Here is a 21,741-nt window from a genome sequence, read left to right as displayed (position 1 = left end):
ATAGGACAAATAAAATCCGACCTTTTCTGAAAAGACCGGATTTTTTATGTTTTCATTTTATTGAACCGATGACTAAGGTCACGGACCTATTTGATATTTTCGGTTTCGCTTCTATCACAAATTGTTAAAGACTCGAAACATGACACAAAATTATTTGCACTATTTACTATATCAAGCCACGTTTCTTTAATAGTGGTTTGATGTCAGGGTCACTTCCACGAAAGTCGCGGAACATTTTTCCAAGGTCTTCAGTATTTCCTCTGGAAAGGATCATATCACGAAAACGTTGGCCATTTTCACGAGTCAGACCGCCGTTCTCCTGAAACCAGGCAAAAGCATCATTGTCCAGCACTTCGGCCCAGCAGTATGCGTAGTAGCCTGCAGAATAGCCGCCGCCCCAAATGTGGTTAAAATAGCTCGAACGGTAACGTGGAGGAACTTGCTTGAGGTACATACCGGTTTTTTTCAAAGCAGCCAGTTCAAAAGCATCGGCGTCTTCCACCTTGTCGCCTGCATTAAGAGTGTGCCATTGTAAATCGAGCACGGCAGCTGCTAAAAACTCGGAAAAAGCATAACCTTGGTTGAAGGTAGCCGACTTTTTAATTTTTTCAACCAGTTCTTTTGGCATTGGTTCGCCGGTTTCGTAGTGCTTAGCGTAATTGGCAAATACGGTTGGGTACAAAGCCCAATGTTCGTTAAATTGCGAAGGTAGCTCAACAAAGTCGCGCGATACGTTTGTTCCCGACAAGCTTGGGTATTGTTGGTCGGCAAACAGGCCATGCAAACCATGACCAAACTCGTGGAACAGGGTTGTTACATCATCGTAGCTGATTAAGGCTGGTTCGCCCGGAGCTGGTTTTGCAAAGTTGCACACATTATAAATAACCGGTTTGTTGCCCAGCAATTTTGACTGTTCAATCAGGTTGCCCATCCAGGCTCCACCCGATTTGTTGTCGCGTTTATAGTAGTCGGTGTAAAACAAAGCGATTGATGAACCATCTTCGTTGAAGACTTCAAATACACGCACATCATCCTGATAAACCGGAATGTCGTTGCGTTCTTTAAACGTAATACCGTACAATTGAGTTGCTGCGTAAAACGCACCGTTTTCCACCACGTTATTCAGCTCAAAATAAGGTTTAATCTGACTTTGATTCAGATCGTATTTTTCTTTTCGAACTTGTTCCGAATAGAAGTTCCAATCCCACGCTTCTAGCTTGAAACCACCGTTTTGTTTGTCAATCAGCTTTTGAATATCTGCAGCTTCCTTTCTGGCTTTGGCGATTGCATCACTTGTTAGTTTGCCTAGAAGTTCTTCAGCAGCTTCAGGGGTTTTAGCCATTTGGTTTTGCAATTTCCATTCGGCGTAATTTTTGAATCCCATCAGTTGCGCTTTTTCTATACGGAGTTCGGCCAGTCGCTCAATCAGTTCGCGGGTGTCGTTTTCGTCACCTTTTTCAGCACGTTTCCACGATGCTTCGAACAATTTTTGGCGAGTGTCGCGGTTTTTTAGCGATTGCAATGCCGGTTGTTGCGTGGTATTCAGAATCGGAATCATGTATTTCCCAGCCAGGCCTGCGGCTTCAGCTTTTTGGGCAGCTGCCGTAATTTCGCCTTCCGAAAGTCCGTCTAGCTCCTCTTTGGAGTCAACCACCAGTGCACTGGCTTTGGCTGCCGCAACCATGATGTTGCTGAATTTTGTGCTCAAGGTTGCTTCCTCGGCGTTTAGCGCTTTCATCTTTTCTTTCGCTTCGTCTGAAAGATTGGCTCCGGCTATTTCAAATCGTTGATAATAGTATTCAATCAATTTAACTGACTCAGCATCTAAATCAAGACTTTCACGCTGTTCGTAAATTGTTTTTACCCGTTGAAATAGTTTGTCGTTCATGAAAATTGCGTCCGAGTGAGCAGCTAATTTTGGAGCTTCTTCTTCCTCGATGCGCTGAATTTCAGGACTGGTATTAGCACCTGCGAGTAGTCCAAAAACGCTATAGGCGCGGCTCAATGTTTGGCCGCTTTTTTCCATGGCAACCAAGGTGTTTTCAAAAGTAGGTGCTTCCGGATTGTTGGCGATTCCTTCGATTTCTTCTAACTGTTCCTCCATTCCGGCCTCGATGGCTGGTTGAAAATGTTCGGTCTTAATTGCTGCAAAATCTGGAGCTCCGTATGGCAAGCTGCTTTCAGATAGTAATGGATTATTTCCCATTGATTCGTTGTTTTGTTTTTGTTGTCCGGTTCCGCATGCCGTTGTTATTAAAACAAGCAGCACAGCCGGTAAATAAATTCTCTTTTTCATTGTCATGTATTAAAGTTGTAAAGTTTCAGTAAATCGACATAAGTAGGTTGACTTCAATGCTCTCTGAAAAGTAACCCCCATTACTTTTCGGAGAGGTGGATGTTGAGCCGGATATTAGGTTAATAGTCAGGCGAAAACAAAGATAGTGTTTATTCTAAAATTACAACAATGAGTATAATCAGCTAAACTGCAAAATAAAGCAAGTTTCTTTTTGGGGTATGGAGTTTACTTTTAAGCTTCCGCCGTGCATGCGCATGATTTGGCGTGATAGGCTGAGTCCAATGCCCGAACCACTTTCACGCGTGGTAAAGAACGGCACGAAAATTTCGTCGATTAACTCCGGTGAAATTCCCGGGCCATTATCACGAACCCAAATTTCAACCTCTCCGTTTTGATTTTCTCTGCCCGACAGTTCGATGACACCCTTTTCTTGTCCTTCAAGAGCTTCAACCGCATTCTTCACCAAATTGATCAGTACTTGTGAAATCAGCTTTTCGTCAGCTAATAGTAAAAGTCTGTCGTTCGGGATGGTAACGTTGATGCGGATCTTGTTGCCGGTCAAATTTGAGCGGCGCAGCAAAGCCGTTTTTTCCAGCAAATCGCCAATTGAAATGAGCTTCTTCTCCGGTTTGGGCAAACGCGTTAGTTTTCGGTACGATTCAACAAACGTAATCAAGCCGTTGCCTTGCTCTTTGATCACTTCCAGTCCACGAATCGTTGTGTTAATCATTTTCTGATTGATTTCGGCAGGCGAAATTGGCTGACCCTCTTTGGTGAAAAAATTGCTCAAGCTTTCAGAGAGGGAAGTAACCGGGGCGATAGAGTTCATAATTTCGTGAGTGAGCACCCGAATCAGTCGCATCCAGGAATCCAGCTCTTTTTCATCCAGCTCTTTGTTAATGTCCTGCACCGAAAGCAAGGTCATGGTCTTATTTTTATTCTGAAAAGTGCTGGCTTTAATCGATACATTGACCTTTCCCTGCTTGTTGTTGAACGAGATCAGTCGTTGTCCGTTTTGCAGAATCTGCGGTAATAATTGTGCGAGCTTGTTGTCCACTTTTTCCAGCTGTTTGAGATGGGTGAACTGTTCTAACCCCAGCAATTTTTTCAAGGCACTGTTGGCGTGGACTACGAAGCCGTTTTCGTCATACGATAAAATGCCGATTCCTACATGTTCAATCAAGGCCCGGAAATATTGCTCCTGTTGGTGATTCTTCATTTGAATCAGCTGGATTTGCTTATTTACATCGGCCAGGTGCGTATTCAGCTCCCGAATGATTTTGTCGTTTTTGTGGGCAGGAAATGCCAGACTGAAATCTTCATTTTTAACGGCCTCAAAGAAATAATTGATTCGCTCGTTTACCCGATTCTGATAGTGAAGAACGTTGAAGAGAAGTATAACCAAAAATAGCGACAGCACACTTCCGACTATTAGCTGATTGGCGCCAAAAAAGGCCCAGCCAATTCCTATGGCTACGGCAATAATTAGTAGCAGTCGACTCAGAATATTAATTAAAAATGAGTGTTTCATCCGATACGGAATTTTTTCATTTTATTGTAGAGCGTTTGTCGGGTAATGCCAAGTTGTTCAGCGGCGGCAGTCACATTGCCGGGGGTTTTCTCCAGTGCAAGGATAATCATGCGCTTCTCCATTTCTTCGAGCCTCAGCGTGTCGGTTTCGCTTTTTACTCCGGTTACCGGACGAAGGAAAAAGTCGTCGGCTTTCAGGATGTTGTTTTCACTCAGAATGACGGCTTTTTCAATGCTGTGCTCCAGCTCCCGAATGTTTCCGGGCCAGTGGTATTTCAGTAATTTATCCTGCGCTTGGTTGTTCAGTTTTAATGATGCCTTGTCGTATTTATAAGCGTATTTTTTCAGAAAGAAATCGGCTAAAATCAGAATGTCGTTTCCGCGATCTCGCAAGGGAGGAACTTCAATCTGAATGGTGTTAATGCGGTAAAGCAGGTCTTCGCGAAAGAGCCCTTTTTCAACCAGTTCCGGGAGGTTTTTATTGGTGGCACAAATCAGCCTGATATCAATCGCGATCGTTTGGTTGGATCCAATTCGGGTGATCTCGCGATTTTGGATGGCTGCCAGCAGTTTGGCCTGCAAATGAAAGGAGAGGTTCCCAATTTCATCCAGAAAAAGTGACCCTTTGTTGGCGACCTCAAATTTCCCTGATCGGTTCTCGCGAGCATCGGTAAAGGCTCCTTTTACGTGGCCAAACAGTTCGCTTTCAAACAGCGATTCGCTTACAGCCCCCATGTCCACATCAACCAGCATCTCATTTTTTCGGTTCGACAGGCGATGAATCTCCCGGGCAATTAATTCTTTTCCGGTTCCATTTTCACCGGTAATCAGCACGTTGGTGTCAGTTTTGGCTACTTTTCGTACAATCTTCAAAACATGCATCAATTCGGGGGACGAACCAATAATGAACTTTTCTTCGCGGTTGATGACTTTCTTTAGTTCTTTTTCTTTTAATTTCAGGTGTTTGACTTCCTCGCGCGACATGCTCAACTGAATGGCCGAGCGGATGGTTGCCAACAGTTTGGTATTGTCCCAGGGTTTCAGGATGAAATCAGTAGCTCCCGATTTCAACGCTTTAACGGCCAGTTCTACATCACCATAAGCGGTAATCAGAACAACTGAAATTTCCGGGTGATTTCCCTTGATTTGGTTCAGCCAGAAAATACCTTCGTTTCCAGTGTTAACGCCAGCTTTGAAATTCATATCGAGCAAGACCAAGTGATACTGATTTTTTCGTAATTCTGTGGTAATCAGATTAGGATTTGATAGACAATTAACCAGATCAAATTCATTCGAAAGTAAAATTTCGAGTGCGCTCAATACACTTTTGTTATCGTCAACAATGAGGATGTTTCCCGTGGACATTTTTATTTCAAAATTAGATGACCTGTAAATGAATCGCAATAGCCTGTCAAATAATTTTACAATCTCTTGTCAATATATTTTACAATTTTAAAGTCCTTGTTGTTTCAGCATGTTGATTGTTAGCTATTTAGTACTTTGGCATTGTAATCGCTATGATGACTGTGTTGAAAACAGAAAATATGAGATTGATTAGAATATATTTACTGATGTTCGGACTTGTTTCCCTGTTTGGTAATTTAAAAGCCCAGGACAAATGGAGTTTGAATGAGTGCATCAATTATGCGCTGGAGCATAATTTAACGCATCAGGGGCTTGAATTAGTTGAACAATCGGCCCGAATTGATGCCCAGCAGTCTAAGTTTAATTTATTGCCTTCAATTTCGGCATCCTCTTCAGCCGGAGTTAACTTTGGGCGTACCGTGGATGATTATTCGAGCACAGTAACCAATACCCAAAATTTCAGTAATTCAAACAGTCTGAGTGCTTCCTTTACCCTGTTTAGAGGTTTTATCCTAAAAAACCAGATCGCCTATGCAAAATACAGGCGCGAGGTTGCAGAATGGAAGAAAGTTAATCATGAAGATGATCTTGCCTTCAATATATTGATGGCTTATTTCAACATGATTTATTATCAGGGGGTGGTTGAAATTTCGAGGGAGCAACTGAATTTGTCCGAATACAATCTGGAGAAAACACAAATGTTGGTAAAAACAGGTCTGAAAGCCAAATCGGATTTGGCTGAGATGCAAGCCAATTACGAGAAAGAAAAGCTTAACCTGATACAATCAGAAAACAAACAGGAAGAAACAAGGTTGGTACTCGGGCAGGCGATGAATTTGCCGGCCAACAGATTAGATCGGTTTGAAGTCGATACGGGAGAGTCTGTTATTGCCGGTGATTTATCGGTTGATTCTGACTCTCTTTTTTCTTTTTATGTTGAGAATTCTCCTTATGTAAAAATTGCGGAGGCCGAACTACAGGCTGCGGCTAAAGAGGTGGCTATTGCCAGAGGACAATTCTTGCCATCAATCTATTTGAATGGCTCCGTAAGTACCGGTTACTATGAAACGTACAAGAATGATCAGGGAGTGGTTATTCCGTTTGCTGATCAGATTGAGAACAACATGGGACAATATCTCGGGGCCTCACTTTCCATTCCTGTTTTTCAGAAAAACCAACGACGCAATCAGTTTCGGCAGGCTAAGCTGGCCAAGGAACAAGCACAGGTAGAATTGGATAGCTACATACAAAAAGTTTATTACGAACTGCATAACAACGTGCGCGAACTGAGAGCGTTGTTTCGTGAGTATATTCAAACCGAAAAGCAAGTGGATGCCGAGCGTTTGGCTTTTAAAGTAGCGCAACGAAAATATGATGAAGGACTGATTAATGTGATCGAACTGTTGACCGTAAAAAACCGGATGGCTGAAGCAAAGGGGCAATTGTTATTTGCGAAACTTCAATGGGAGATCAAAAATAAAACACTTGATTTCTACAAAGGTATTCGGTTTTGGGAGTAGTGGGGCAGAGAGCAAAGAGGATGGAGCAAAGAACAATCTCAAATGAAGAAGCCATCCTGAATTTATTTCAGGGTCGGTCTGCGCTTCAGCCTTCCGAAACAAGTTCGGGATGATGGTTAACAGATTTAAAACAGGAATTTAAAATTACTAGTTATGTCGATGGACAAGGTTATAGAAAAGAAAAAAGGGCTCAAAATGAAGCACTTTTACATAGCAGCAGGAGTTCTGTTGTTGGTATTTCTAATCTATCAGATTGGATTTGGTGATCATCAGTCGGTATTTCGGGCAGAAAAGGATAAGCTTACGGTTAGCACTGTTGAGGATGGTCAGTTTAACGATTACATTACCATTATAGGCCAGGTAGAACCGATTACAACCATTTATCTTGATGTTGAAGAAGGAGGAAAAGTAGAGGAAATTTTGATTGAAGAAGGGGAGATGGTGAAAAAAGGAGATGTTATTCTTCGGTTGAAAAATAGCGATTTGAATACAACAATAATGAACAGCGAATCGCAACTGGCTTACCAGGCAAACGAATTACGTAATACGCAGATTAGCATTGAGCAGCAGCAAATTGAAAATCAGCGTTCGAAAATGCAGGTCGATCTTAAGATTATTCAGGCTGAACGGAAATATAAGCAGTACGATGCTTTGTACAAAGAGGATTTAATTGCGAAAGAAGAATACTTGCAGGTAAAGGAAGATTTCGAACTCTCTTTAAAAGAGAAGGCATTGACCTATCAGAAATTTACGCAGGATTCAATTTTTCGTACCAATCAAAAGAAGAACATGGATGAGAGCTTGGAGAATATGCGACTAAATCTGTCAATGGCTCGCCATCGACTAGAAAATCTAAATGTAAAAGCACCTGCTGATGGTCAGTTAGGGCTGTTAGATGCCGAAATTGGAGAGTCCATTTCGAGGGGGCAACGGCTGGGAATGCTCCATATTCTAACTAATTTCAAAATCAATGCACTGATAGACGAACATTACATCGACCGGGTGCGTCGTGGACTGAGTTCTTCTTTCGATCGGGGAGGTGTAGAGTATCAGCTAGTGGTAAAAAAAGTATACCCTGAAGTTCGCGAAGGACAGTTTGAAATTGATCTGATTTTTGAAGGCGAGAAGCCGGACAACATTCGCACCGGACAAACTTATCATACCAAGTTAGAACTGGGGCAGCCCGAGAAAGCAGTGCTGTTACCACGTGGCGGATTTTTCCAAAGCACCGGGGGGCAATGGGTATTTGTGTTAAATGACGATGGCACCGAAGCTGTAAAACGTTCCATTCGTATTGGTAAGCAAAATCCGCAATATTACGAGGTAATAGAAGGACTTCAGCCGGGTGAACAGGTCATCACCTCCAGCTACGATTTATTTGGAGATAATGATAAGATTGCATTTAAGTAGGGTGACAGGGTAGAATGGTAAAAGGTAAAACGGTGAAAACTTTGTATCTTTTATTTCTTCATCCTAATACTATGTAATAATGGAAAATAGAATAGAGAAATTCGAAGATTTAAAGATTTGGAAAGAAGGAGTGAACATGGCAGTTGAGGTTTATTCTTTGCTTAAGTCATGTAATGATTTTGGACTTAGAGATCAAATTCAAAGATCTGCGGTCTCTATTCCTTCAAATATCTCTGAGGGGTCTGATTGTCAGTCGAATAACGAGTTCATTCGATTTTTGAAAATGGCAAAAGGATCATGTGTTGAGCTAAGAACTCAATTAATTATTGCCAACAAGATTTATTTGATAGAGAATAATGAATCGCTTATTGATAGGACTATAATTCTTTCAGCGATGATTCAAAAAATGATAACATATAGAGAGCGTATCAGGGAAAAAGGTGGTAAGGTGAAAGGGTAGATTTTAAGACAAGGAAATGCCCGGCAAACCTCATACCATTTAACCTGTGACCTTGTAACCATTCAACCAGTAAAGAGAAAATATGATACGAACAGTAAACTTAACCAAAGTATTTCGCACGGAAGATATTGAAACCAGTGCGTTGAATCAAGTCAGTCTGCATGTGCAGAAAGGCGAGTTTGTTGCCATTATGGGACCATCGGGTTGTGGTAAGTCAACGTTGCTCAATATCATTGGTCTGCTCGATAATCCCTCTGGGGGCGAGTATTTCTTCGATCAGAAAGAAGTGGGCCAGTTGAAAGAGCGAAACCGCACCCAGCTCCGAAAAGGGAACATTGGGTTTGTGTTCCAAAGCTTCAACCTGATTGATGAACTAAATGTGTATGAAAATGTGGAGCTGCCACTCATCTATCTGAAACTAAAAGCCAGCGAGCGAAAAGCCATGGTCGAAAAAGTGCTGGAACGGATGAAAATTAGTCATCGCCGGAAACACTTTCCGCAGCAACTTTCAGGTGGTCAGCAGCAACGTGTAGCCATTGCTCGTGCTGTAGTTGCCAATCCGAAGTTAATTCTTGCCGATGAGCCAACTGGTAACCTCGACTCGAAAAACGGACTGGAAGTCATGAACCTGCTTACCGAGCTAAACCAGGAAGGCACCACCATTGTAATGGTAACGCACTCTTTGCACGATTCTGAATTTGCACACCGGGTTGTGAATTTATTTGATGGACAGATTTTAACCGAAGAAGTGAAAAAGGAAATTGGGGAGATGCTGCTGTAACAATGAGCGGTGCGCAAAGTGCAATGGGCAGAGAGAAGTTAACGCCATGCTCTCTGTTCCGTACCCTTCATTAAATCGAAAGCCATGAAAAATTTACGATTTATATTCAGAATGTTTAGGCGAAATCCCTTGCTGGTTTTTGTAAACCTGCCCGGATTGGCCATTGGATTAAGTGCCGTATTGTTATTGTCGGTTTACCTGAAACACGAGTTAAGTTACGACCAGCATTTTCAAACAAAAAACAATGTTCTTCGTCTTTACAATGCAGTTACCGAAAATGGAAACACCACCAATTACGCCATTTGTTTGCGCAAAGCTTATACCGAAATCACATCGCGGGTTCCGGGAATAAGATCGGCCACTCAGATTTATAACGGCTGGAATACTACAGCAGAATTTGAGAAGCAAAAATTCTCCAATTTGCAGCTGTTGTATGCCGATAAAGAGTTTTTTGATGTTTTCGGACTGGAGCTCATTCAGGGAAACAGCAACGATGCTTTGCAGGGTGAAAACAATGCGGTAATTACCCGGTCAACGGCATTAAAAGTATTCAACACCGTAGATTGTGTTGGTAAGGTGCTGAATGTTTCGGAGCAGCAGGCTACCGTAACCGGTGTAATAAATGATTTACCCAATAACACACACTTTAATTTCGATTTGCTGGTGTCGATGCAAACGGTTCATCCCGAGAACTGGGGAGGACTGGAGCTTTACACTTATTTCAGAATTGATGAAAATGCCGATTTAGCTTCGGTAGGCGAAAAAATAGCCGCTGCAAACAACGAGCTGATGAAACCGTGGGGAGAACCATTCAATCTTACGGTGGAAACTGGGACTGAGCTGCTGGCAGATCTACATTTACATACCGTTGTTGATTTCGATCTTTCGCCAAAAGCCAATTTGACACACGTGTTTATTATTGCAGGCATTGCCTTTTTGATGCTGCTTATTGCCATGGTAAATTACATCAACTTGTATGTTTTGCATGGCGAAAAACGGATTGCAGAAATTGCTTCACGAAAATCGTTGGGAGCAACGCAAAGCACGTTGTCGCGGTTGTTCTTCACCGAAACATCGGTAATCAGTCTTTTGTCGTTTGTGTTAGCATTGGGACTAACAGCGCTTGTTCAACCCGCGTTTGCGAGGCTAATGAAAAGCCAGATCGAACTTTCAGACATGTTTTCCTTCTCCGGTATTTTACTGGTTATGGCAATCCTTACCGTTTTAATACTGGTTTCGGGGGCTTATCCAAGTTATTATCTGTCGAAATTAAACCTGGTAAATGCGCTTAAAGGAAAGTCGTCTAAAGTAAAGCGCAAAAGCACTTTGTCGCGCATTGCCGTTATTTCGCAGTTTTCCATTTCTGTTTTTCTCATTAGTGCGCTGGTAATTGTTTTTGCCCAGGTGAACTATTTAAAGGAAGTGCCACTTGGTTTTAATCCCGAGAATGTAATCGGAATTACCAACCTGAATAACGAGGTGCGAAGAAGTGCGTCGTCTATTGCTGATGAATTGTCGCAACTGGCATTTGTTGAAGATGTGGCTGTTTCCGATCATGCGATGGGACAAGGCTCAAGCGGACAGGGAATAAAAAAATACGGCGATCCCGGTAATTTAAAAGGTATCGACGAATATCGTGTACATCCCGGATTTGCAAAAACCATGCAACTTGAATTGGTTGACGGCCGGTATTTTAATAAGTCTGAATCAGATAAAAAGGCAGTAATTCTTAACCAGGCAGCGGCAAAAATGCTGGGGCCTGATGTGAAAGTTGGCAGCCTTGTTGATATGTTTGATGAACCTTTAACAGTGATTGCGATTGCAAAGGATTTTTACTACATCGATCATCCCGGAGCACCAATTGCGCCACTTGTTATTACAAATTACCGCAACAATGTAAATAACCTTTATGTGCGTACAAAAGCAGGAACTACGTCTGCGCAGCTGGCCCAAATTGATGAAGTAATTAAAAGTTATTCGCCGGAACTCATTATCAGCAAGTTTCAGTTGACCGATGTTTACGCCAATAAGTACACCAACGAAGAGCGTATGATAAAACTGGTGACTACCGGTGCCGGACTGGCGATCATAATCAGTTTTATTGGATTAATGGCACTTTCGGTGATGAATGTAAACCGACGCAGAAAAGAGATCGGAATACGGAGGGTAATTGGCAGTACTGAAACACAGGTTGTGCGAGAGCTGTTAAAAGAAACGTTTATCCTGGTTCTTATTGCCATTGTTATCGCTTTTGTTGGCAGTTATTTTACCATGCATCAATGGTTACAACATTTTGTAAACCGGGTATCTATTACTCCTTTATATTTTCTGATCAGTGCGGCTTTTGCATTGTTTATAGCCTTTATGGCAGTGAGCTGGCAAAGCTGGAAAGCGGCAACGCGGAATCCGGTGGAAGCATTGCGGTATGAATAGTCTGCTTTTGCACCCTCTAGCTCCCTGAAGGGAGAACCAGCAAAAGCTAATGACAATTACTAAAACGAACAGAATGAAATTGAAATACAGACTAAAGAATAAATCAATCTATAACTAACGTTTAAATATTATGATACAACTATCCAACATTGACAAGTATTACGATTCAAAGTTTCAGCGGACTTTTGTTCTTAAGTCTGTTAGCATGGAAGTACAGGAAGGCGAATTTCTAAGTATAATGGGGCCTAGCGGTTCGGGCAAGTCAACTTTGCTGAATATTATAGGATTGCTCGATGCTCCATCAGCCGGAGGTTATTTGCTATACGATAAATCAGTACTCGACCTGAAGGAAAAGGCCAAAGTGGAATACCACCGTAATTTTATGGGATTTATTTTTCAGGCCTATCATCTCATTGAAGAAATGACAGTGTATGAAAATATTGAAACACCGCTTATTTACAAAGGTGTAAAAAGCAAAGAGCGTAAAGCGATGGTTGCCGATCTGCTCGACCGGTTTAATATGGTGGCCAAAAAAGACCTTTTCCCGCCACAACTTTCGGGCGGTCAACAGCAGCTGGTTGGAATAGCCCGTGCCATTGTGGGCAAACCAAAACTTCTGCTGGCCGACGAACCTACGGGAAATCTTCATTCAACACAGGGCGAAATGATTATGGAGGTGCTTCGTGAATTGAACAACGAGGGAATGACCATCATTCAGGTTACCCACAACGAAAAATTTGCAGGATACGGAAAACGCATCATTCGATTGGAAGATGGACTTATTAGGGCAGACAAAATAAACAAGGCCGAATTGTTAACAGAATAGAACTATAAGGCGCAAAATTGGCGGAGATCTGAGACGAGGAACCCGGTAGAGGCGCTGCGGTAGAATTAAACTAAAAATCAAAACCTAATAAACGATGCTAAAACTATTTTTGAAATTTGCGAGCAGGGGCTTTTTGAAGAACAAATTCATTTCGGGTATCAATCTACTCGGATTGACCATTGCTTTTGTTTGTTCTCTGTTGGTTTATGCCTACGTGGTCAACGAAACAAGCTACGATCGTTGGTATCCGTCGCATGAGCGTTTGTACCGGGTGGCAGCAAAAATTGAAATGAGTGGCATTGATTTTAGTTCGGCAATGGCTGCTCCGCCATTAGCAAAAACACTCGTTCGCGAAATCCCCGAAGTGGAAAAGGCCACCCGACTTTGGAAGTGGCCCAATATTTCAGTTAAAAATGATTCGGATCCAGATCATATTCTGGCCTTTAATGAAAGACAGGTCGTGGAGGCTGACTCTAATTTTTTTGAAGTCTTTCAGTTGGAGTTAATTCAGGGGGATGCCGAAACAGTTTTAAAGAACCCAAAGACGATTGTGTTGACCAAAGAAACAGCCATCAAGTACTTTGGGAAGGAAGCTTATGATCAGGGCATAATTCCCGGTAAATCGCTCAGTCTAAAAATTTGGGGGCGATATCGTCCCTATCAGGTTACAGGAATCTGTCAAAAACCGAAGCAACAGACCCATTTTGACTTTGATATTCTGTTTGCCAGTAGTGGCGATCCTGATAGCAACACCGATCATTGGCTTAACAGCACTTACTATACTTATGCGATGCTCTCATCAGGAGCCAACCCGAAACAGGTTGAAAAGAAACTGGGGCAATTGGTTGAAACGTATATCAACGGCGGATTCAATAAGGAGTTTTCCACGACCGAGACCCCGGGACATGATTACTGGCATTTTCTGCTCCAACCCGTGACTGATATCCATTTGCATTCCGATTTTGAAAGCGAGCTGAAACCAAACAGTCGGGTTAACAATGTTTATATTGCTATTGGAACAGCTCTACTTGTATTGGTTGTTGCGTTTTTGAATTACGTGAATTTGCTCACCGTCAATAATATGGGACGGGCTAAAGAAATCGCCTTGAGAAAAATATCCGGTGCCGGACGAAAAGACATCTTTTCAGGTTTCATGCTGGAATCGCTCGGAATTGCATCGGTTGCTATGGTATTGGCGGTTATTCTTAGCTGGATAAGTTATAAGAATCTTGAACCGCTTTCTCCCGGAATTGGTAATCTTGCTCTTTTTTCTACACCACTTACATACCTCTTGATTGTAGGATTGATTGTCCTGATAGGTAGTGGAGGTGGAATGTTTTCGGCCATTAGGTTGGCAGCAGATAACAGTGTTTTTCTTATTAAAAACCAAACAGCTTATAGCAGTAAGAGTACAGCTCGCCAGTTGATGGTAACCGGCCAATTTGTTATAGCCATCATCCTGATTTCTGTTTCAATATTGGTAAGCCGCCAATTGAGTTTTTTTATGCATAAAAATCCTGGTTACGATCAGGAACATGTGGTGGTTTTAGATGCTCCGGTTTGGGGATTGCGCCAGAACTTTGACAATTTTAAATCGGAATTGCTGGATGATCCTTCCATTGTTTCAATTACTACTTCAAGCACTGTTCCCGGTGATGGCGATTATAACACACCACTTTACATGAAAAAGCAAGGTGATCCGGCCAATCACATGGTGATCCCATATCGGGGAAATTACGATTTTATCCAGACGATAGGACTACATTTAATTGAAGGCCGTGACTTTGCAAAAAATTACGATGATAGCCACAGTATTATTCTAAGTGAATCGGCCGTCAAAAGTCTTGGCTTGAAAGACCCAGTGGGTTCATTTATTTACGACAGCGAGATTCGTGCGAATCAGGAACAACTAACGAGACTGAATATCATAGGTGTTGTACAGGATATTCATTTCGAGAGCTACTATAAAAACATTCGTCCGTTTGCCATTTTATTTGATCGTTTTCATAATTATGTGTCGGTCCGCGTAAAACCTGGAAACATGGGCACAACCATCGATTTTATTAAAAATAAATGGAATAGTGCATATCCTGATGCACCATTTAGCTATTCCTTTTTAGATAAGAAATTTGAGGTTCAATACAATCGGGAAGCCAGTTTAAAAACGTTCATTTTGCTGTTCACCGGAATTGCTATCTTCATTGCTATGATGGGGCTGTTTGCCATTACTCTGCACATTTCCCGGCGGCGGGCAAAAGAAATCGGCATCCGTAAGGTAAATGGCGCCAAAATATCTGAAGTTATGGCTATGCTCAATAAAGACTTTGTAAAGTGGGTGGCGATTGCTTTTGTGATCGCGACCCCCATTGCTTGGTATGCGATGAATAAATGGCTCGAAAACTTTGCTTATAAAACCAGTTTGAGCTGGTGGATTTTTGCACTTGCAGGTTTGCTGGCTTTGGGAATTGCTTTATTAACGGTTAGTTGGCAAAGCTGGAGAGCCGCTACGCGGAACCCGGTTGAGGCGTTGAGGTATGAGTAATTAAACGCCTAAATCTATTAATGATAAAGAACTACTATATGAACACCAATTTTAAAATCACTATCCGTGGAATCTTGAAAAACAAAATTCAATCTGCTATCAGCATTTTGGGGCTCGGGATTGGGCTTGGCTGTATTATGTTACTGGCGCTGCTATATATTCATGAAAATTCGTTCGACCTTTTTATTCCCAATCATCAAAACTTATATCGAGTGGTTCAGGGTGATGATTGCCGGACTTCCTATCCGCTGGGGGAAGCTATAAAATCGGACTTGTCATTTGTCGATGACTTTTTTAGATATTACCAAACATCTGATGTCGAGGTAAAAAACCAAAACAATGAAATTCTCCAGGACGAGCTATTTGCTTTTGCAGACGCTTCTATCTTTCAATGTTTAGGAATTAATTTGAAACTTGGTGTTCCTGCTCAATCACGGGGTGAGGTAACCATCTCAGATAAGATGGCACAGAAATATTTCAAAAACGAAAGTGCGCTCGGGAAAACACTTGAGGTTCGTCTTAACCAGCAGTTTATTTCGTTGGTAATCACTGGTGTTTATGCCGATTTCCCTTCCACTTCAACACTTAATCCTAAATTCATTGCAAGCCTCAATTTGAGCGGGGAAATATTTGGGTTTGAAAAGAAAATGTTCGGACAATATAACAGTGGTTATGTAGAATTTAAAAATTGGGATCGTAATGCTTTTTACACATATCTTCAGTTGTCTCCTTCAATCAATCCTGATAAGGTTGCCGAAAGAATGCAAAAATATAAGAAATTTTCAGACGATGAAAAACGGCAAAAAATAGATTTTCGTCTCCAATCGGTTACTGATATTTATTTGCAGTCGAATACACTTACTGCCAATCACTTTGTTCGTGAGGGCAATGCTGTAGAGTTGATCTATTATATCGCCATTGCCTTGTTAATTCTGCTTATTGCCATGGTTAACTATGTGTTTCTGACAAAAGCAAAGATCAATTCCAGATTAAAAGAACTTGGGGCTAAAAAGGCGTTGGGAGCGTCGCAAAATTCCATCAGAAAGCAAATCCTTTTTGAATCTAATTTCAGCACATTGTTAAGCCTTCTACCCGCGATTGCCGTTATTGTGGCTGGCATTCCATTTATTAACAACACACTAAGCCTAACACTTGATCTGGATGTGTTTTTGATGTGGCGAACCTGGCTGGTTTTAATTGCAATTATTCTTGTCACAGGGTCTTTATCGGGTATTCTTATTGGATCAACAGTTTCAGGAGTCTCTGCAGTTTTGCTTCTTTCCGGGAAGTCAACAAACAGTCCAGGTTCAAAACAGTGGCGGAATTCATTTTTGAGTCTTCATTTTATAATTTTTATCGTTTTGATTACTGGCGTGCTCACGCTCAAAAAACAAATCAATTATGCCCTTACAAATTTCACTGCGATCAATCCCGAGCATGTATTGGTTTGCGAACTTAATTCTGAAGAATTAACCAGCCAGTTTCACGTTATTAAAAATGAGGTGGAAAAACTACCAGGGGTTATCACTAGTGCGGGTTCTTCATTTATTCCACCGTTCAATAATTTTCTTCCTGTAAAATTGCAGTATGAAGGTGAAAAGGTCGCTTTCGATGGCTTAATCATGGGCAAGGGAATGGTTGATCTTTTGCAAATGCAGTTGATAGATGGCGAAGGATTCAATGATTTTAACGAAGAGCGGCGCGATGTCATTTTTAACGAATCGGCAGCATTAAAATATAATCTGAAAGCTGGCGATATCTTTAATGGCTTTCATGTTCGGGGAATTGTCAAAGATTTTAGCGCTCATTCATTGCGCGATTTGATTCAACCCATGGTAATCATTCAGCAACATCCGGACCACATGCGTCTGTTTGCCATTAAAACTTCGGGGATCAACGATGGTGAAGTTCGGGAAAGTATTCATCAGCTTTTTAAAGAGATATCACCTGATAAAATTGTCAATACGTATTACCTGACAGATCAAATCAATCAGTTCTATGAACATGAGAAGAACCAGTCTAAGCTGGTGAGTGCATTTTCAATATTAGCTGTTATTCTATCAGTTATGGGACTTCTAGGGATGACATATAATACCATTTTAATGAAAACAAAAGAAATCGGCATCCGCAAAGTAAACGGCGCAAAAATCTCCGAAGTATTAATAATGCTCAACAAAGACTTTATAAAATGGGTAGCCATAGCCTTTGTAATAGCTACACCCATTGCTTACTACGCCATGAATAAGTGGCTCGAAAACTTTGCCTACAAAACAACCTTAAGCTGGTGGATCTTTGCCTTGGCCGGATTGCTGGCGCTTGGTATTGCACTATTAACGGTGAGTTGGCAGAGTTGGCGGGCGGCTACGCGAAATCCGGTTGAAGCGCTGAGGTATGAGTAATGAAATCCCGATTGTTTGGGATGGAGGCTTTAATGCATGAGTAAGATGGAGGTTTCAACTGAAGCGTTGAGATAGCTACATTAATGTTTGATTTGTATATTTATTCGTATAAAATTTTAACACAGTGTGTCTATAATTTTAACATTTAATAGTTTGTTCAAAATGTAATTGTTTGATATTTAGTGTTTTGAAATTTAGGTATCCTATTTGATTTTAGATGGTTGGTTGATCAAAATAATTGAAGTATGGGTTAGGATAAGCTAAAATTATCCTAACTGTAAGTATCAACTATATAGTCATCAAAAAAAAGACCATTGCCGAAATACATGTAAATATGCTTCAACACTATTTGAAACAAATCTTTAGAAACTTCTTAAGACACCGGCGTTTTTTTGTAATAAACGTAATTGGCCTATCCATCGGAATAGCAGCCTCAGCCATGCTCTGGATGCAGATTCAGTATGAAAAAAGTTATGACAGCTTTTATCCGCAAACGGAAAATTTGTATCGCGTTAGTTACCACGCTTCAAAAGATGGGAAACAATTGACCAACAGTTGCCGAACGCAATCGGCGCTAAGTCAGGCCCTGAAGGGTGAATCAGAATTGATTGCAGCAAGTTGCAGGGCGTTTTATGAATCGTGTTATATGTATACCGATAATGTTCAGATGTATAATCAGGATGTAGTGTGGGCAGACAGTGCTTTCTTTAACGTTTTTCAAAATAAAATGGTATTGGGAGACATTTCAACAGCGTTGTCAAATAAATACACGGTTGCAATTTCTGATAAGATGGCGCGTATTTATTTTGGCAATGACGAGCCGATCGGAAAAATTATAAAACTCAATGAAGGTATCGTTTTTACTGTAACCGCTGTGTTCAAAACCTTGCCTCCCAATACACATTTGCACTACGACTTTGTGGTGAGTTTTAATACCCTCGCCGATTACGGTATGAATGTTCGGGGAAGTTGGAGAGGGATTTTTGTTTCAAGTTATTTCAGAAAAACGCCTTCCTCCACCGAAAAGGAGATAACAAATTTGCTAACAAACATATCTGAAAAATACCTCACAAATAATGGAAAAGATGGTTTGGAAGTGGGGTATTCTATTATACCGGTAAAAGATATTTATTTAAAATCGGATTTGGAAGGTGAATTCGTTCCTCAGGGAAATTTTACAAAAGTGAAGTTGTTATTTATTATCGCCATTTTTATCATATTCATCGCCTGGACCAACAATATCAATATATCAACTGCTTTGTCATTTGAGCGTGTTAAGGCATCGGCCATCAGAAAAATAAACGGCGCTAATAACCGGTCTTTAGTTAAATATCATTTCGTCGAATTGTTCGTTATCAATTTTGTCGCCGTACTTTTTTCATTGCTGCTTATTTTTATGGCTTTACCACTGTTCAGGTCCTTTGTTAACAGTAACATTTCAGCTACTACTTTTTTGCAATTGTGGTTTTGGCTCATGTTGGGAGGTTTACTTCTGTCAGGTATAATTTTTACCGGGTCCATTTCAGCCTTGCTCCAATCTTCATTTGCACCTTTGCAGGTTATAAACAACAAAGTCAATAATTCCAGTGGTTTAGGTTCCATTCGTTATGGTCTGACTGTTTTTCAATTTATGCTGGCGATTGTTCTTATCGTTTCGACGACTTTAATATTCAAACAAATCAATTTTCTGGAAAAAAGTAACCTGGGAATGAATCCGACCCAGGTTTTGGTTATGCGGGCACCGGCTACCAATAATACGACCGGAGAAAGACGATACCATGAGTACCGTGCTTTCCGGGAGGAACTCTTGCAATCTCCATATGTTAAAAAAGTTACTGCAACGATGAATATTCCCGGGCAAACAAACAGATATAGTAATGTAACGGTTGGCCGGAGAGGAAAACAGTTAAATACAACATTTAATATTTCATTTTCTGATGAAAGTTATTTTGAGACCTACCAGGTTCCAATTATTGCGGGTCGAAATTTCTATCCCATAATAACCAGCGAAAATAAAAATGTAATTATCAACGAAAAAGCTGCTGAGGTTATGGGGTTTGAATCATCAGGTGAGGCAATTGGCGAAGAAATAAATATCGGAAAACGGGAAGTTGAAATTGTTGGTGTTGTTAAAAACTTTCATCATGAATCGTTACAAAAGGAGTTGGAACCTTATATTTATCAGTTCAAACACCCGCATGAATTTGGCTATTACCCGGCGCTGGTTAGTACGGCAAATATTCCGGAATTAATGAAAACAGCAAAGCAGGTTTGGGAAAAACACTACCCGCAGGCTCAGGCCGATTTCTTTTTTCTTGACAGTTTTTTTGACAAACAATATGTTTCATATAAACAACTTGGGCAACTTGCCGGAGTAAGTTCTCTGTTGGCAATTATGATTGCCTGTTTGGGACTTTATGCGTTGGTGTCGCATACCGTAAATAAAAGGGTAAAAGAAATTGGCATCCGGAAAGTAAATGGAGCCAAAATCTCAGAAATACTTACCCTGCTCAATAAAGACTTTGTGAAATGGGTGATCGTCGCTTTTGTAATTGCCACCCCCATTGCATACTACGCCATGAGTAAGTGGCTCGAAAACTTTGCGTACAAAACCAACTTAAGCTGGTGGATCTTTGCCCTTGCTGGGGTGTTGGCTTTGGGAATTGCATTGCTTACCGTTAGTTGGCAGACCTGGCGGGCTGCAACGAGAAATCCGGTGGAAGCGTTGAGGTATGAATAAAATGTCGGAATCAGGATTTGCAGGATGAAAGGATGAACAGGATTAGAAGATTGACAAGAATTTAAAATGATGGATAAGAAAATAGATGATGAATTGACGTACCGAATTATTGGTTGTGCCATGAAAGTGCACAATACGTTGGGGAATGGATTTCAAGAGCTAATCTATCAACGATGTTTAGCGATTGAGATGGACAAAGCAGGTCTCAAATTCTTGAGAGAACAAGAAATGCCAATCTATTACGAAAACATTCAGGTGGGAACCCGCAGCGGATTTTATCGTTGAAGGGACAGTGATGGTTGAATTAAAGACTTTGGTCAAATTGGAAGATGTCCATCTTGCTCAAGCTTTAAATTATTTGACGGCCTATCAAATAGAGAAAGGCCGGCTCATCAATTTTGGATCAACGAGTTTAGAAGTAAAGCGATTATTCAGGAAACATTAATCCTGAAAATCCTAAAATCCTGATTCAGATAATTGTATTGGCAAAGTTGGAGGGCAGCCACAAGAAATCCGGATGAGGCACTGAGGTATGAATAGCTATATAAATCGACAGTTTAATAATTATCAAATGCATTTAAAAACGACGCTTTTAAGTATTCTTCTGACAACAATGTTGCAGGCAAACAGTCAGAACCTTTCCCTGGTTTGGGAAACCGACATCGTAATGGCAAAACCTGAATCGGCTATTTTCGACCGCGAGAACCAACTGATTTACGTTTCGAACGTCAATGGCAACTACTGCACTAAAGACGGGAACGGCTTTATCTCAAAGGTGGGGTTGGATGGGAAAATTGTAGAACTGAAGTGGATTGGCGGGTTGAACAGCCCGCAAGGGTTGGCTCTTGATGGCAATAAGCTTTTCGTGGCCGATGTTGACGAAGTGGTGGAAATAAACATTACAACAGGAGAAATCCTCAAGCAGTTAAAAATTGATAATGCTATTTTTCTCAACGATGCAGTTGCCGATAAATCAGGCAATGTTTTCATTTCCGACTGCAAAGGAAACAAGATTTATAGGCTGGCAAACGACAGCGTTTCGGTTTGGTGCGATGATCCGTTGCTTAAAGGAGCGAACGGGCTGTTATGCGTTGAGCCAAGCTTATTGGTATTGAATATGGGGAACGCAACTATTTATTCAGTAAATAAAACGACAAGGTCGTTGACCGAGTTTTGTTCTGGAATAGAGAATTGCGACGGAATAGTTTCTGATGGCCGGAATGGCTTTTTTGTTTCGGGAGCCTGGCAAGGTGAAATCTGGCATCTTGATAGCTCGGGAGTGAAATCGCTGGCTCTCGACCTTGGACCTGAAAAGGTTATTGCTGCCGATATTGAGTTTATACCTGAAGAAAACCTGCTATTAGTACCAACCTTGAATAAGACCTTGAGAGCGTATCGATGGGGAGAACAATAAACCAAAATACAACAACGAATATTAA

General features: G+C 41.2%; 15 protein-coding genes. 12 read left to right on the top strand and 3 right to left on the bottom strand.

Going from position 1 to position 21,741, the window contains the following annotated elements; genetic code table 11:
• Positions 1–166 precede the first annotated feature (166 nt).
• The 3 genes from dcp to GR929_RS11300 all read right to left on the bottom strand — a co-directional run bounded on the left by dcp (position 167) and on the right by GR929_RS11300 (position 5,191).
• The gene (gene dcp, locus GR929_RS11310) at positions 167–2,296 is read right to left on the bottom strand and encodes a peptidyl-dipeptidase Dcp (RefSeq protein WP_159519834.1); all 2,130 of its coding nucleotides are present in this window, start codon (positions 2,294–2,296) and stop codon (positions 167–169) included.
• Positions 2,297–2,474: 178 nt separating this feature from the next.
• Entirely contained in the window at positions 2,475–3,827 is a 1,353-nt protein-coding gene (locus GR929_RS11305) for a sensor histidine kinase (RefSeq protein WP_235934283.1), read from the bottom strand.
• Positions 3,824–5,191 (bottom strand): sigma-54-dependent transcriptional regulator, encoded by a 1,368-nt coding sequence (locus tag GR929_RS11300; RefSeq protein ID WP_159519832.1) that lies wholly within the window; start codon positions 5,189–5,191, stop codon positions 3,824–3,826. The genes GR929_RS11305 and GR929_RS11300 overlap by 4 nt, the downstream gene beginning before the upstream one ends.
• Before the next feature lie 179 nt (positions 5,192–5,370).
• On the opposite strand from GR929_RS11300, the gene GR929_RS11295 reads away from it, so the two are divergent.
• The 12 genes from GR929_RS11295 to GR929_RS11245 all read left to right on the top strand — a co-directional run bounded on the left by GR929_RS11295 (position 5,371) and on the right by GR929_RS11245 (position 21,716).
• The gene (locus GR929_RS11295) at positions 5,371–6,711 is read left to right on the top strand and encodes a TolC family protein (RefSeq protein WP_159519830.1); all 1,341 of its coding nucleotides are present in this window, start codon (positions 5,371–5,373) and stop codon (positions 6,709–6,711) included.
• Positions 6,712–6,906: 195 nt separating this feature from the next.
• A complete protein-coding gene (locus GR929_RS11290) occupies positions 6,907–8,121 on the top strand; it encodes an efflux RND transporter periplasmic adaptor subunit (RefSeq protein WP_235934281.1) in 1,215 nt (404 codons plus the stop codon).
• Positions 8,122–8,200: 79 nt separating this feature from the next.
• A complete protein-coding gene (locus GR929_RS11285; protein WP_159519828.1) occupies positions 8,201–8,581 on the top strand; it encodes a four helix bundle protein in 381 nt (126 codons plus the stop codon).
• A gap of 82 nt (positions 8,582–8,663) precedes the next feature.
• Entirely contained in the window at positions 8,664–9,362 is a 699-nt protein-coding gene (locus GR929_RS11280) for an ABC transporter ATP-binding protein (RefSeq protein ID WP_159519826.1), read from the top strand.
• 84 nt (positions 9,363–9,446) lie between these two features.
• The gene (locus GR929_RS11275) at positions 9,447–11,795 is read left to right on the top strand and encodes an ABC transporter permease (RefSeq protein WP_159519825.1); all 2,349 of its coding nucleotides are present in this window, start codon (positions 9,447–9,449) and stop codon (positions 11,793–11,795) included.
• A gap of 130 nt (positions 11,796–11,925) precedes the next feature.
• Complete coding sequence (locus GR929_RS11270) at positions 11,926–12,621, top strand: ABC transporter ATP-binding protein (RefSeq protein ID WP_159519823.1); 696 nt, start codon at positions 11,926–11,928, stop codon at positions 12,619–12,621.
• Between the two features lie 94 nt (positions 12,622–12,715).
• Positions 12,716–15,163, top strand: a complete 2,448-nt coding sequence (locus GR929_RS11265) for an ABC transporter permease (protein WP_159519821.1) — start codon at positions 12,716–12,718, stop codon at positions 15,161–15,163.
• A 38-nt stretch (positions 15,164–15,201) separates the two neighbouring features.
• Complete coding sequence (locus tag GR929_RS11260; protein ID WP_159519819.1) at positions 15,202–17,562, top strand: ABC transporter permease; 2,361 nt, start codon at positions 15,202–15,204, stop codon at positions 17,560–17,562.
• Positions 17,563–17,896: 334 nt separating this feature from the next.
• On the top strand, positions 17,897–20,302 hold the full coding sequence (locus GR929_RS11255; RefSeq protein ID WP_159519817.1) for an ABC transporter permease: 2,406 nt from the start codon (positions 17,897–17,899) through the stop codon (positions 20,300–20,302).
• A gap of 66 nt (positions 20,303–20,368) precedes the next feature.
• Complete coding sequence (locus tag GR929_RS22010) at positions 20,369–20,587, top strand: GxxExxY protein (protein WP_262886045.1); 219 nt, start codon at positions 20,369–20,371, stop codon at positions 20,585–20,587.
• A gap of 10 nt (positions 20,588–20,597) precedes the next feature.
• Positions 20,598–20,747, top strand: a complete 150-nt coding sequence (locus GR929_RS22005; protein ID WP_262886044.1) for a GxxExxY protein — start codon at positions 20,598–20,600, stop codon at positions 20,745–20,747.
• Between the two features lie 126 nt (positions 20,748–20,873).
• A complete protein-coding gene (locus tag GR929_RS11245; protein ID WP_159519815.1) occupies positions 20,874–21,716 on the top strand; it encodes an NHL repeat-containing protein in 843 nt (280 codons plus the stop codon).
• Positions 21,717–21,741: the final 25 nt, after the last annotated feature.

It is taken from the genome of Sunxiuqinia indica (assembly GCF_009847015.1).
Taxonomy (GTDB): Bacteria; Bacteroidota; Bacteroidia; order Bacteroidales; family Prolixibacteraceae; genus Sunxiuqinia; species Sunxiuqinia indica.
Note: the sequence above shows the minus strand (reverse complement) of the source record. Positions and strands in the feature narration are given on the sequence as shown.

What these genes read in the sequence shown, in the direction of transcription:
- GR929_RS22005 (WP_262886044.1), top strand. Translation starts at nt 20,598, where the DNA reads ATGGTTGAATTAAAGACTTTGGTCAAATTGGAAGATGTCCATCTTGCT.
- GR929_RS11285 (WP_159519828.1), top strand. Translation starts at nt 8,201, where the DNA reads ATGGAAAATAGAATAGAGAAATTCGAAGATTTAAAGATTTGGAAAGAA.
- GR929_RS11290 (WP_235934281.1), top strand. Translation starts at nt 6,907, where the DNA reads ATGAAGCACTTTTACATAGCAGCAGGAGTTCTGTTGTTGGTATTTCTA.
- GR929_RS11260 (WP_159519819.1), top strand. Translation starts at nt 15,202, where the DNA reads ATGAACACCAATTTTAAAATCACTATCCGTGGAATCTTGAAAAACAAA.
- GR929_RS11305 (WP_235934283.1), bottom strand. Translation starts at nt 3,827, where the DNA reads ATGAAACACTCATTTTTAATTAATATTCTGAGTCGACTGCTACTAATT.
- GR929_RS11275 (WP_159519825.1), top strand. Translation starts at nt 9,447, where the DNA reads ATGAAAAATTTACGATTTATATTCAGAATGTTTAGGCGAAATCCCTTG.
- GR929_RS11270 (WP_159519823.1), top strand. Translation starts at nt 11,926, where the DNA reads ATGATACAACTATCCAACATTGACAAGTATTACGATTCAAAGTTTCAG.
- GR929_RS11265 (WP_159519821.1), top strand. Translation starts at nt 12,716, where the DNA reads ATGCTAAAACTATTTTTGAAATTTGCGAGCAGGGGCTTTTTGAAGAAC.
- GR929_RS22010 (WP_262886045.1), top strand. Translation starts at nt 20,369, where the DNA reads ATGATGGATAAGAAAATAGATGATGAATTGACGTACCGAATTATTGGT.
- GR929_RS11245 (WP_159519815.1), top strand. Translation starts at nt 20,874, where the DNA reads ATGCATTTAAAAACGACGCTTTTAAGTATTCTTCTGACAACAATGTTG.
- GR929_RS11295 (WP_159519830.1), top strand. Translation starts at nt 5,371, where the DNA reads ATGAGATTGATTAGAATATATTTACTGATGTTCGGACTTGTTTCCCTG.
- GR929_RS11255 (WP_159519817.1), top strand. Translation starts at nt 17,897, where the DNA reads ATGCTTCAACACTATTTGAAACAAATCTTTAGAAACTTCTTAAGACAC.
- GR929_RS11280 (WP_159519826.1), top strand. Translation starts at nt 8,664, where the DNA reads ATGATACGAACAGTAAACTTAACCAAAGTATTTCGCACGGAAGATATT.
- GR929_RS11300 (WP_159519832.1), bottom strand. Translation starts at nt 5,191, where the DNA reads ATGTCCACGGGAAACATCCTCATTGTTGACGATAACAAAAGTGTATTG.
- dcp (WP_159519834.1), bottom strand. Translation starts at nt 2,296, where the DNA reads ATGAAAAAGAGAATTTATTTACCGGCTGTGCTGCTTGTTTTAATAACA.